This is a genomic window from Ramlibacter sp. (assembly GCF_050250995.1).
Classification (GTDB): Bacteria; Pseudomonadota; Gammaproteobacteria; order Burkholderiales; family Burkholderiaceae_C; genus Ramlibacter.
This window is the reverse complement of record NZ_JBFWNP010000018.1, coordinates 79,933-92,477: the sequence shown is the minus strand read 5'-3', so window position 1 is coordinate 92,477 and position 12,545 is coordinate 79,933. Positions and strand designations below refer to the sequence as shown.

10 protein-coding genes and 1 tRNA gene are annotated in these 12,545 nt (G+C 69.2%); 4 read left to right on the top strand and 7 right to left on the bottom strand.

Annotated elements, in window-relative coordinates; genetic code table 11:
- The 3 genes from AB7E83_RS13960 to AB7E83_RS13950 form a co-directional block, all read left to right on the top strand.
- A partial coding sequence (locus tag AB7E83_RS13960; RefSeq protein ID WP_428570401.1) for an amidase occupies positions 1–1,252 on the top strand: 1,252 nt, incomplete at its 5' end.
- Positions 1,249–2,520 (top strand): D-amino acid dehydrogenase, encoded by a 1,272-nt coding sequence (locus AB7E83_RS13955; RefSeq protein WP_428570400.1) that lies wholly within the window; start codon positions 1,249–1,251, stop codon positions 2,518–2,520. The genes AB7E83_RS13960 and AB7E83_RS13955, both read left to right, overlap by 4 nt.
- Before the next feature lie 67 nt (positions 2,521–2,587).
- Positions 2,588–4,024 (top strand): NAD(P)H-hydrate dehydratase, encoded by a 1,437-nt coding sequence (locus tag AB7E83_RS13950; protein WP_428570399.1) that lies wholly within the window; start codon positions 2,588–2,590, stop codon positions 4,022–4,024.
- A gap of 44 nt (positions 4,025–4,068) precedes the next feature.
- Here AB7E83_RS13950 and AB7E83_RS13945 read toward each other — a convergent pair whose 3' ends face one another.
- Together AB7E83_RS13945 and rnr are read right to left on the bottom strand one after the other, a co-directional pair.
- Positions 4,069–4,824, bottom strand: a complete 756-nt coding sequence (locus AB7E83_RS13945; protein ID WP_428570398.1) for an SDR family oxidoreductase — start codon at positions 4,822–4,824, stop codon at positions 4,069–4,071.
- A 42-nt stretch (positions 4,825–4,866) separates the two neighbouring features.
- Entirely contained in the window at positions 4,867–7,125 is a 2,259-nt protein-coding gene (gene rnr / locus AB7E83_RS13940) for a ribonuclease R (RefSeq protein WP_428570408.1), read from the bottom strand.
- A 78-nt stretch (positions 7,126–7,203) separates the two neighbouring features.
- On the opposite strand from rnr, the gene AB7E83_RS13935 reads away from it, so the two are divergent.
- Positions 7,204–7,288: transfer RNA gene (locus tag AB7E83_RS13935), tRNA-Leu, on the top strand.
- 65 nt (positions 7,289–7,353) lie between these two features.
- Here the strand turns inward: AB7E83_RS13935 and rimO are convergent.
- The 5 genes from rimO to hflX are packed head-to-tail and all read right to left on the bottom strand — an operon-like array spanning position 7,354 to position 12,525.
- Complete coding sequence (gene rimO / locus AB7E83_RS13930; protein WP_428570396.1) at positions 7,354–8,715, bottom strand: 30S ribosomal protein S12 methylthiotransferase RimO; 1,362 nt, start codon at positions 8,713–8,715, stop codon at positions 7,354–7,356.
- A gap of 35 nt (positions 8,716–8,750) precedes the next feature.
- Complete coding sequence (locus AB7E83_RS13925) at positions 8,751–8,942, bottom strand: DUF2065 domain-containing protein (protein WP_428570394.1); 192 nt, start codon at positions 8,940–8,942, stop codon at positions 8,751–8,753.
- Between the two features lie 39 nt (positions 8,943–8,981).
- Positions 8,982–9,908: a protease modulator HflC gene (gene hflC, locus AB7E83_RS13920; RefSeq protein WP_428570392.1), complete on the bottom strand. Its 927-nt coding sequence runs from the start codon at positions 9,906–9,908 to the stop codon at positions 8,982–8,984.
- Positions 9,909–9,916: 8 nt separating this feature from the next.
- Entirely contained in the window at positions 9,917–11,311 is a 1,395-nt protein-coding gene (hflK, locus tag AB7E83_RS13915) for an FtsH protease activity modulator HflK (RefSeq protein WP_428570390.1), read from the bottom strand.
- Between the two features lie 41 nt (positions 11,312–11,352).
- Positions 11,353–12,525: a GTPase HflX gene (gene hflX, locus AB7E83_RS13910; RefSeq protein ID WP_428570388.1), complete on the bottom strand. Its 1,173-nt coding sequence runs from the start codon at positions 12,523–12,525 to the stop codon at positions 11,353–11,355.
- Between the last annotated feature and the right edge of the window lie 20 nt (positions 12,526–12,545).

Below are 12,545 nucleotides of genomic sequence, written 5' to 3'. Positions count from 1 at the left end.
GAATCGTGCCCGCCATCAGCATGGAACGCTGCCCGCGATCGCATGGAACGCCGCCCGCCATCGGCTGGAACAGCGCCCGCCATCAGCGTGGAATCGTGCCCGTCATCGGGTGGAATACGCAGTCAAGGACCTGTTCGACATGGAAGGCGACGTCACGTCCGCCGGTTCCGTGGTGCTGAAGGATGCGCCGCCGGCACGCGCGCACGCGACCGCCGTGACGCGCCTGCGGGCCGCGGGCGCGGCCATCGTCGGCCGCACGAACATGACCGAGTTCGCGTTCTCGGGCGTGGGCGTCAACCCGCATTTCGGCACGCCCGCCAATCCGGCGGACGCGGCGACGCCCCGCATCCCCGGCGGCTCGTCGTCGGGCGCGGCGGTCTCGGTCGCGGCCGGCGCCGCGTTCGTCGGCCTGGGCTCGGACACCGGCGGCTCGATCCGCATCCCGGCGGCGCTGTGCGGCATCGTCGGCTTCAAGTCGACGGCGCGGCTCGTGCCGCTCGACGGCGCGCTGCCGCTTTCGCCCACGCTCGACACGGTGTGCGCGATGACGCGCTCGGTGCGCGATGCGATCCTGGCGCACGAAATCCTCTCCGCGCGCACGGTGAAGCGCGACGACCGGCCGCTGTCGTCGTATCGGCTCGCCATCGCGGGGACGCAGATGCTCGACGGCATGGACGCCGCGGTCTCGCGAGCCTTCGAGCGCGCGGTCGGGATCTTTCGCGACGCGGGCGCGAGCATCGTCGAAATTCCGCTCGCGCAGATCCGGGACCTGGGCTCGATCCAGTCCACCGGCGGCTTCGCGGCGGCGGAAAGCTATGCCTGGCATCGCAAGCTGATCGAGTCGCAAGGCGAGGCCTACGACCCGCGCGTTCGCACCCGCATCGAGAAGGGCGCGTCGATGAAGGCCTACGAGTATCTCGACCTCTCGCTCGCGCGCGATGCATGGACGGCCGAGGTCGGCGCCGCGCTCGACCGCTTCGACGCCGTTCTGTCGCCCACCGTTCCCATCGTCGCGCCGACCATCGCCTCGGTCGCGCCCGGCGCGGAGCGCGACGACGAATTCTTCCGCGTCAATGCCCTGCTCCTGCGCAACACGAGCGTGGTGAACATGCTCGACGGCTGCGCGATCTCGATTCCCTGCCACGTAGCCGGCGAACTGCCTGTCGGCCTCATGCTCTGGCACGGCGCGCTGCGCGACGACAACCTCCTGAACCTTGCCGAGCGGGCCGAAGCCGTCCTGAACCCCGAATGAAAATCGCCATCGTGGGCGCCGGCATCGTCGGCGTGACCACGGCCTACGAACTCGCCGCCGACGGACACGAGGTCACCGTCTTCGAGCGCCGAGGCGCCGTCGCGCTCGAAACCAGCTTCGCCAATGCGGGCGTCGTTGCTCCCGGCTACGTGACCCCCTGGGCCGCGCCGGGAATGCCGGGCAAGGTCCTCGGCTCGCTGTTCAGCCGGCACGCGCCGGTTCGCGTGGCCATGCCGCTCGGCGCGAACGAACTCACGTGGATGTGGAAGTGGCGCCGCGCGTGCAGCCTCGAAACCTACCTCGCGAATCGCGCGCGCCTGCAACGCCTCGCGTTCTACAGCCGCACGCGGCTGCACGCGCTGACGGAGCATCTGCAGCTGGAATACGACCGCAGCCCGGGCTTCATGGTGCTGCTGCGCACGGAGCGCGATCGCAAGATGGTGCAGCCGGGCCTCCAGGTCCTGCGCGATGCGGGCGTGTCGTTCCGCGAGGTCGATGCCGCGCAGGCGCGCGTCGTCGAGCCTGCGCTGAATCCCGATACGGCATTCGAAGGCGCCGTGCATCTGCCCGACGACGAGGTCGGCAATTGCCGGCAGTTCGCGCTGCTGATGAAGAACCAGGCTCAGTCGCTCGGCGCGAGTTTCCGCTTCAATGCGGACGTCGCGCCCCTCGACGCGGGCGAGCCGACCCTCCTTCGCGTGAGCGAGGACGGCGGAGCGCGGCAGTCCCTGCGCTTCCAGGCGGTCGTCGTGTGCGGCGGCGTCGATTCTTCGCTGCTGCTTCGCCCCGCCGGCCTGCGGCTGCCCCTCGTCGCGGTGCATGGCTACTCGATCAGCGCGCCGATCCGCGAGCCCCTGAACGCGCCGCGCAGCGGCCTGATGGACGAGCGCTACAAGGTCGCGATCTCGCGCCTGGGCAACCGCGTGCGCGTCGCGGGCAGCGCGGAGATCGGCGGCTCGCCCGACGAGAAGCGGCCCGGCGCGATCCAGACCCTCTACAAGGTCTTGCACGACTGGTTTCCCGGCGCGGCGCAGCTCGCCAACACCGGCGCGGCCGTCACCGAATGGAAAGGCGCGCGGCCGATGCTGCCCGACGGCCCGCCCGTGCTCGGCGCCACGCACCTGCGCGGCGTGTGGGTGAACCTGGGGCATGGATCGAGCGGCTGGGCGTTGTCGTGCGGAAGCGCGCGCGTGGTGGCGGACCTGATGGCGGGGCGTGCGCCGGCCATCGACATCGAGGGCCTGGGGATCGAACGCGTTCTCGGGTAAGGCGTTGGAGAGAGGGGCGCGCGAGGCGCCCTTCCGGTCGACCGCCCGAACCGACGAAAATCCACCGATGCATCGCATCGAACCCGGGCCGTCCCAGCCACTCTTCGACGTCGTGGCCGTGCGCCGCATCGAGCATGCCGCCGCCGCCACGCTCGAAGCGCACACCCTCATGCAACGCGCCGGCCGCGCCGTGGCACGCCTCGCCCTTGCCGTCGCGCCGCATGCGCGCACGATATGGATCGCCTGCGGCCCCGGCAATAACGGGGGCGACGGATTCGAGGCGGCGATGAACCTGCAACGATGGGGCAAGGACTGCATCGTCACCTGCACGGGCCGCGAAGACAGGCTGCCACCGGACGCGGCGGCCTCGTTCGCCCGTGCGCGTGAAGCCGGCGTACGCATCGCGAAGGAAGCACCTGCGAGTTGCGACCTCGCCATCGACGCCCTGCTGGGCATCGGCTCGGCGCGTCCGCTCGAAGGCGATTTGCTCGCAGCGGCCAAGCGCCTGAACGAAGGCGCCGCGCCCGTCCTCGCCGTCGATATTCCGTCCGGACTTTCCGCAGACACCGGCATGGGCGAGTCGGTGGCCGCGCGCTGGACGCTCTGCCTGCTCGCGCTCAAGCCCGGCCTCTTCACCGGCCGTGGCCGCGATGCATGCGGCGAGCTGTGGTTCGATTCGCTCGACGTCGCCCTGCCGCAGGGCGACGCAAGCGCGTTCCTCGCGCCCGCACCGCAGTCGCGTCCACGCGAACACGCCTCGCACAAGGGCAGCTACGGCGACGTCGCGATCCTCGGCGGTGCCGCCGGCATGACGGGCGCGCCCCTGCTCGCCGCCAGCGCTGCGCTGCATGCCGGCGCCGGCCGCGTGTTCGTCGCCCTGCTCGATGGCGGCAGCCTCGCCGTCGACCTCACGCAGCCGGAACTGATGCTTCGCGCGTCGGAAGCGCTCGCCTTGGAGACGCTCGCGGTGGCGTGCGGTTGCGGCGGCGGCGATGCCGTGCGGGGCGTACTTCCGCGTGTGTTGTCGTCGGCTTGCTCGCTCGTTCTCGATGCGGACGCCCTGAATGCGGTGACGAACGACCCACAGCTCCAGACCCTTCTGGAATCACGCGGCAGACGTGGCGCGCCGACCGTGCTGACGCCACACCCGCTGGAAGCCGCGCGCTTGCTCGCACGCACGACGAAAGACGTGCAGGCGGATCGCTTGTCGAGCGCACGCGAACTGGCGCGGCGATTCGGTTGTGTCGTCGTGTTGAAAGGGTCGGGCAGCGTGATCGCGAGGCCGCGGGGCACGTCGTCGATCAACCCGACCGGCAATGCGAAGCTTGCGACGGCGGGGACCGGCGACGTGCTTGCCGGGATGATCGCGGCACGGCTGGCGTCGGGTGCGGAACCGTTCGAGGCAGCCTCCGCAGCGGTTTACCTGCACGGGCAGGCGGCCGACGCGTGGCCCGCCGATCGCGCCCTCACCGCCTCGAAGCTCGCGGGACTTGCACGGGGGTAAGGGCACAGCGACGAGGTCCGTGCCTCGCCGTGCCCCTCACCGACTCAGCCCCGCCCCTCGAACGGCATCTTCGTCGCCTTCACCGTGTGGAAGAGCACGTTCGCCTCGAGCGGCAGGCTCGCCATGTAGAGCACCGACTGGCCGACGATGGACACGTCGATCATCGGCTCGGCGCGAATCTCTCCATTGGCCTGCGGCACGCCCGTGGCCATGCGCGCGGCGAGTTCGGTGACGGCGTTGCCGATGTCGATCTGCCCCACGGCGATGTCGTACTTGCGCCCGTCGAGCGCCGCCGTCTTCGTGAGGCCGGTCACCGCGTGCTTCGTCGCGGTGTAGGCGATCGAATTCGGCCTCGGCGCATGCGCCGAGATCGAGCCGTTGTTGATGATCCGGCCGCCCATCGGACTCTGCGATTTCATGACACGGAAGGCCTGGCGCAGGCAATAGAACATGCCATTGAGGTTCGTGTCGACCACGCGCTTCCAGTCCTCGATCGAGAAATCCTCGGTGGGCTGCGTGATGCTCAGGCCGGCATTGTTGAAGAGCAGGTCGACGCGGCCGAACTGCTTCACCGTCGAGCCGAACAGCGCCTCGACCGACGCCGGATCCGTCACGTCCGTCGCCACCGCGAGCCCGCGTTCGCCGCCTTCGCGCGCGGTCTCCTGCAAGGGCTCGATGCGCCGCCCCGCCACCGCCACGCGCCAGCCCGCGCCGAGCAGCGCAAGCGCGCAGGCGCGCCCGATGCCGGTGCCGCCCCCGGTGACGATCGCGACGCGGCCTTCATTCGAATTCGTTGCCATCTCCTGCTCCACTCCCGACGTTCGTCGACGTCCGTTCGATGTTCAGCGCCGCGGCTTGCGGCCCTTGGGCTTGGCCTTGGACGCGGCCTTCTTCACGGCGGACTTGAGCTCCTGGATCGGCGAGCGCGCGTGCGCGCCGCCCGCCGACTTGCGCGTGGCGCCCTTGCGCGACGCCCGCGTCCGGCCATCGCGGTCCTCGCCGGCTTCGCGCCCTTCACGTCCTTCGCGCTTTTCGCGCGGGGACGGCGCCCCACCCTTGTCCTTCAGCGCCCGCTGCGCCAGCTCCTCGTCGCCATCGCGCACCAGGCGGAAGTCGATGCGGCGGCCGTCGAGGTCGACGCGGCTCACCTGCACGCGCAGGCGCGTGCCGATCGCGTAGCGGATGCCCGTGCGCTCGCCGCGCAGCTCCTGCCGCGCCTCGTCGAACTTGAAGTACTCGCCGCCGAGTTCGGTGATGTGGACGAGTCCCTCGACGTACATCTGGTCGAGCGTCACGAAGATGCCGAAGCTCGTGGCCGCGCTGACCGTGCCGGAGTACTCCTCGCCGAGGTGGTCGCGCATGTACTTGCACTTGAGCCAGGCCTCGACGTCGCGGCTCGCCTCGTCGGCGCGCCGCTCGTTCGCGCTGCAATGCAGGCCCGCGGCCTCCCACGCCTGCAGCTCGCGGCTCGGCGGCGCGGGCGGCTTCTTCAGCTTCTGGCTGGGCGGCGCGACGCGCGCCGCCAGCCGGCGCGCCAGCTTCTCGTGCGCCTCGCCCGGCGTGGGCAGCGCGGGGAGCTGGTAGCGCTCGCCGCCGAGAATGGCCTTGATCACGCGATGCACCAGCAGATCGGGATAGCGCCGGATCGGGCTCGTGAAGTGCGTGTAGCCCTCGTAAGCGAGTCCGAAGTGCCCGCTGTTGAACGGCGTGTAGATCGCCTGCTGCATCGAGCGCAGCAGCATCGTGCTGATCTGCTGCGCATCGGGCCGGTCCTTCACCGCCTCGGCGATCTTCTGGAACTCCGCCGGCTTCGGGTCATCGCTGATCGTCATGCCCACGGCCATGGCCTTCAGGTAGCCGCGCAGGATCTCCTTCTTCTCCGGCGTCGGCCCTTCGTGGACGCGGAACAGGCCGGGCTGGCCCGACTGCAGGATGAAGTCGGCCGAGCACACGTTCGCCGCAAGCATCGCCTCTTCGATCAGCCGGTGCGCATCGTTGCGCGTGCGCGGCACGATCTGCTCGATGCGGCCGTTCTCGTCGCAGACGATCTGCGTCTCGGTCGTCTCGAAGTCGATGGCGCCGCGTGTGTTGCGCGCCTTCAGCAGCGCGCGGTAGACGTCGTGGAGATTCAGCAGATGCGGAACCACGGCCTCGCGCCTCGCCGCCTCGGCGCCGCGCGTGTTCGCGAGGATGGCCGCGACCTCGGTGTACGTGAGGCGCGCATGGCTCCACATCACCGCCGGATAGAACTGGTAGGCGTGGACCTCGCCGTTGGCCGTGACCAGCATGTCGCACACCATGCACAGGCGCTCGACCTCGGGGTTCAGCGAACACAGCCCGTTCGACAGCTTCTCCGGCAGCATCGGAATCACGCGGCGCGGGAAGTACACGCTCGTCGCGCGATCGTAGGCATCGACGTCGATGGCGCTGCCGGTCTGCACGTAGTGGCTCACGTCGGCGATCGCGACGAGCAGCCGCCAACCCTTGCCGCGGCCCACCTTCGCGGGCTCGCAGTAGACCGCATCGTCGAAATCGCGCGCGTCCTCGCCGTCGATGGTGACGAGCGGCACATCGGTGAGGTCCACGCGATGCTTCTTGTCCTGCGGCCGCACCTTGTCCGGCAGGGAGCGGGCGAGCGCTATGCCCGCGTCCGAGAACTCGTGGGGCACGCCGTACTTGCGCACCGCGATCTCGATCTCCATGCCGGGGTCGTCGATTTCCCCGAGCACTTCCTTCACGCGGCCCACCGGCTGCCCGTAGAGGCTCGGCGGTTCGGTGAGTTCGACCACGACCACCTGGCCCGGCTTCGCGAGCGCGATCGCGCCCTTCGGGATCAGGACGTCCTGGCCGTAGCGCTTGTCCTCGGGCGCGACGAGCCACACGCCGCTTTCGTGCAGCAGGCGGCCGATGATGGGTTGCGGCGGGCGCTCGACGATCTCGACGACACGGCCTTCGGGCCGCCCCTTGCGGTCGTAGCGGACCACCCGCGCCTTGACGCGGTCGCGGTGCAGCACCGCGCGCATTTCGTTGGGAGGCAGGTAGATGTCGGGCTCGCCGCTGTCGCGGACCACATAGCCATGGCCATCGCGATGGCCCTGGATGACGCCCTCGAATTCGTCGAGCGTTGCGCCCTGCGATCGTTCGATGTTTTTGATATAGAATCCTTCTTTTCCTGAAATGCCCAGGTGGCGGAATTGGTAGACGCACTAGTTTCAGGTACTAGCGAGTAACATCGTGGAGGTTCGAGTCCTCTCCTGGGCACCACAAAACGTGATGATCATAAAGCCGGTGAATGCGAATTCGCCGGCTTTGTTGTTTCTGAACTAGCCTCAAACGGGCACGGCAACAAGGTCGTGCCCCTGCGTGTCGACGATGCGCGCGCGCGTGAACTCGCCCACCTTCAACTGCTTGCTCAACTTCTGAGGCGCGAGCAGCTTCACGGTGCCGTCGATCTCCGGCGCATCCGCATAGGAACGACCCACGCCGCCCTTGCGGCCGGACGCAGGCGCCGAATCCACCAGCACCTGCATGTCCGCGCCGATGCGGCGCTTCAATCGCTCGGCCGACACGGCCTCGGCCACGGCCATGAAACGCGCCCTGCGCTCTTCGCGCACTTCCGCCGGCACGGCGCCCGGCAGCGCGTTCGCCGCCGCGCCCTCGACGGGGCTATAGGCGAAGCAGCCGGCCCGGTCGATCTGCGCTTCCCCCAGGAAATCGAGCAGGTGCCGGAACTCCTCCTCGGTCTCCCCGGGAAATCCGGCGATGAACGTGCTGCGCACGACGAGCTGCGGGCACAGCTCGCGCCAGCGCGCGATGCGCTCCAGGTTGCGCTCGCCGCTCGCCGGCCGCTTCATGCGGCGCAGCACGTCGGGATGGCTGTGCTGGAACGGCACGTCGAGATACGGCAGCACGAGCCCTTCGGCCATGAGCGGAATCACTTCGTCGACGTGCGGATACGGGTACACATAGTGCAGCCGCACCCACGCGCCGTGCGGCTTCGCGAGCTCGCCGAGCGCGGCCACGAGATCGAGCATGCGCGTCTTCACGGGGCGCCCGTCGAAGAAGCCGGTGCGGTACTTCACGTCCACGCCGTAGGCGGACGTGTCCTGGCTCACCACCAGCAACTCCTTGACGCCGCTTTCGAAGAGCGCCCTCGCCTCCTTCAGCACGTCGCCCACCGGCCGCGACACGAGGTCGCCGCGCATCGACGGGATGATGCAGAAGGTGCAGCGGTGGTTGCAGCCCTCGCTGATCTTCAGATAGGCGTAGTGCTTCGGCGTGAGCTTGATGCCCGCGGCCGGCACGAGGTCGAGGAAGGGATCGTGCGGCTTCGGCAGGTGCGCATGCACCGCGTCCATGACCTCCTGGGTCGCGTGCGGGCCGGTGACGGCGAGCACGGACGGATGGATCTCGCGCACGAGGTTGTCGCTGTCCTCGCCGGCGCGCGCGCCCAGGCAGCCGGTGACGATCACCTTGCCATTGGCCGCCAGCGCCTCGCCGATCGTGTCGAGGCTCTCCTTCACCGCGTCGTCGATGAAGCCGCAGGTGTTGACGATGACGAGATCTGCGCCCTCGAAGGTCTTCGAGGTGCGGTAGCCCTCGGCGGAAAGCTGGGTCAGGATCAGTTCGGAATCGGTCAGCGCCTTGGGGCAGCCCAGGCTCACGAAGCCCACTTTCGGGGAATCACTCATCCCGCCATTGTCCCAAACGATTCAAGACTTTGCTCTTACAAGGCCAGCACGGCCAGCACCGCAAGGCCCAGCACGATGTTGACGAGCGCGAAGAATCGCAACTGGCCATCGCGCAAGGACAGGATTTTCTCGAAGGTACGCCGCCACCCGCCGGGCGAAATGAAGGGGAAGAGCCCTTCGAGCACCAGCATCAGGGCCAATGCGGCCCAGAGCGTGTCGCTGTCCAATCGGGGCCTCGCTCCGGGCCTGCCGCGCCTGCGGGACCACTACCGCCGGCCGGCCGCGGGCGCTGCAGCAGCCCCGCCGGCGCCGCCGCTGCCGCCGTTGCGGAACGCGCGGAAGAAGTCCGAGCTCTGCGGATCGATCACGACGACGTCGCTTCGCTTGCCGAAACTCGACTTGTACGCCTCGAGGCTGCGGTGGAACTGCGCGAACTGCGGATCGCGGCCGAAGGCCTCGGCGTAGAGCGCCGCGGCCTGCGCGTCGCCCTCGCCCTTGATCTTCTGCGCCTCGCGATACGCCTCGGCCACCGTCACTTCGCGCTGCCGCTCCGCGTCGGCGCGGATGCGTTCGCCTTCGGCGCCGCCGGTCGAGCGAAGCTCGTTCGCCACGCGCTTGCGCTCGGCTTCCATGCGGCGGTAGACCGACTCGGTGATCGCATCCACGTAGTCGGCGCGCGTGATCCGCACGTCGATGATGTCAACGCCCCAGGGCTTGGCGCCCTTCACGGCCTCGAGCACTTCGCGCTTCACGTCGTTCATGAGCTGCTCGCGCTTGACCGAAAGGAGCTCGCTCACGGTGCGGCGGTTGATCTCTTCCTGGAACGCGTTGCGCACCACGCGGTTGAGCTGGTTGGCGCCCGCGGCTTCGTCGAGGCCGACGTTGCGGATGTACTGCGACGGCTCGGTGATGCGCCAGCGCACGTACCAGTCGATCACGACCCGCTGCTTCTCGGCCGTGAGCATCGGCTCGGTATCGGCGCTGTCGAGCGTGAGCAGGCGCTTGTCGATGTAGGTCACGTTCTGGAACGGCGGCGGCATCTTGAAGTGCAGCCCCGGCTCGGTGATGACTTCCTTGATCTGGCCGAGCGCGTAGACGATGCCGAACTGGCGCTGGTCGACCACGAAGAGCATGGAGCTGAGCAGCGCGAGCACCACCAGCAGCGAGGAGACGATGAAACCGATCCTGTTCATGGCCGTGCTTATCTTGTTTCGCGTTCGCGGCTGCGCGCGTTGTCGCGGGTGCGGGAATCGGCAGCCGATCCGGCCGCCGGAGGCGCTGCGGGCACCGTGCCCGCCGCCGCCGGCTCGGGCGTCGCGGCGCCGCCGGCCGCCACCTGCTGCATGATGCGGTCGAGCGGCAGGTACAGCATGTTGCCGCCCTGGCGCGAGTCGATCATGACTTTGGTCACGCCGCCGTAGATCTGCTGCATGGTGTCGATGTACATGCGGTCGCGCGTCACCTGCGGCGCGCGCTGGTACTCGGTGAGGATCGACTTGAAGCGCTGCGAATCGCCCTGCGCCTGCGCCACGATTCGCGCCTTGTAGCCTTCGGCTTCCTGCGTCAGGCGCGCGGCGGCGCCCTTCGCGCGCGGGATCACGTCGTTGGCATAGGCCTGCGCGTCGTTCTTGATGCGCTCGCGCTCCTGCCCGGCCTTCAGCACGTCGTCGAACGCGGCCTGGACCTGCTCGGGCGGACGCACGCCGCCTTGCTGCAGGTTGATGCCCACGACTTCGACGCCGACCTTGTAGCGGTCGAGGATGGTCTGCATCAGCGTGCGCACGCGCGGGCCAATCTGGTCGCGCTCCTCGGCGAGCGCGGAGTCCATCTTCATCTTGCCGACGACTTCGCGCACGGAGGTCTCGGCCGCCTGCACCACGGCCTCGGCCGGGTTCTTGCTCTCGAAAAGCCAGGCGCGCGCGTCGTTCAGGCGGTACTGCACGGCGAACTTGATCTCGACGATGTTCTCGTCTTCGGTCAGCATGGCCGACTCCTTCAGGCCCGTCGCGCGGATCACCGCGTCGCGCCCGACGTCGACCGAGCGGATCTGCGTCACGTAGACGAGCTCGTGGCGCTGGATCGGGTACGGCAGGCGCCAGTTGAAGCCCGCGCCGACCGTGCTTTTGTATTTGCCGAACTGCGTGATGACGGCCTGCTGGCCTTCCTGCACGATGAAGAAGCCGGTGCCCAGCCAGATCAGCACGACCACGCCGGCGATGAGGCCCGCGCCCACGCCGGCGCTCTTCATGTCGGGCTGGAAACCGCCGCCGCCGCCACCATTGCCGTTGTTGCCGCCGCCGAAGCCGCCGCCGTCGCCGCCACGCTTGCGCCCGCCGAAGAGGCCGCCGAGCTTGCGATTGAAGTCGCGCCAGAGCTCGTCGAGATCGGGCGGACCCTGGTTGGGCCCTCTGTTGCCGCCCTCGGGGCGGTTCTCGGGCCGGCTTTCGGGGCGGTTCTCGGGACGATTGTCCGGGGGGCGGTTGCCCTCGGACTTGTCGTCGCCGCCGCGGCCCCAGCGGGGGTCGTTCAGGTTGAACATGCCTCGCACGCGGCCCCAGAGGCCGCCCGGCGACAGGCTGCGCGATTGCGGATTCATTCGTTCGTTTTCTCTTTCGGTCTGCGCCGCATTGTGCCTAATCAGGAAGGCGTTTCGTCGAACCGGGCGTCGCTGGCCTGCGGCGCCCGTGCGTCCCGGCTCTCGGCCAGCACGCGCGCGATCTCTCCGCGCAGCTCCGCCAGGCCCCGGCCCGACTGCGCGCTCGTGAAAACACGCGGCGCCTGCCGGCCACCGACCTCCATGGTATCCACGAGTCTGCGCGGGCGCTGGCCTTCGGGCAGCGCATCGATCTTGTTGAACACCAGCAGCTGCGGGACGTCGGCGGCCCCGATCTCTTCGAGCACCCGCTGCACTTCCTCGATCTGCTCGGGATGGTGCGGATTCGCCGCGTCCACCACGTGCAGCAGCAAGTCGGCCTCTGCCGCCTCGTGCAGCGTCGCCTGGAACGCATCGATCAGGCTGTGCGGCAGGTCGCGGATGAAGCCCACCGTGTCGGACAGCGCCACGGAACGGCCGGCCTCGCCGAGGTAGAGCTCGCGCGTGGTGGTGTCGAGGGTGGCGAACAGCTGGTCGGCGGCATACGAGCGCGCCTTGACCAGCGCGTTGAACAGCGTCGACTTGCCGGCGTTGGTGTAGCCGACCAGCGAAATGTTGAAGGTGTCGCGGCGCTCGCGCTGGCGGCGCTGCGTGTTGCGCTGCTTCTTCACCTTCACCAGCCGCTCGCGCGTGCGCTTGATCGCCTCGCCGATCATCCGGCGGTCGAGTTCGATCTGCGTCTCGCCCGGGCCGCCCCGCGCGCCGATGCCGCCGCGCTGGCGCTCCAGGTGCGACCAGCGCCGCACCAGCCGCGTGCTCAGGTACTGCAGCCGGGCGAGCTCGACCTGCAGCTTGCCCTCGTGGCTGCGCGCGCGCTGGGCGAAGATCTCCAGGATCAGGAGGGTGCGGTCGTTCACCGGCCGCTCCATGTGGCGTTCGAGGTTGCGCTGCTGCGCCGGGCTCAGGGCCTGGTCGAACAGGATCTCGCTGGCGCCGCACTGGTCGGCGAGGGCCTTGATCTCGTCGGCCTTGCCCTTGCCGACGAACAGCGCGGCGTCCGGCGCGCGTCGCTTGGCCGTGACGCGCGCCACGGGCTCGAGCCCGGCGGTCTGCGCGAGCAGGCCGAGCTCCTCGAGCTCGGCATCGAAATGAGGGAGGCCCAGATCCACGCCGACCAGGATGGCGGGCGCGGTGGGACGTTCGGAGGTGGGTGTCAAAGCGGAAGGCCGGACAAATG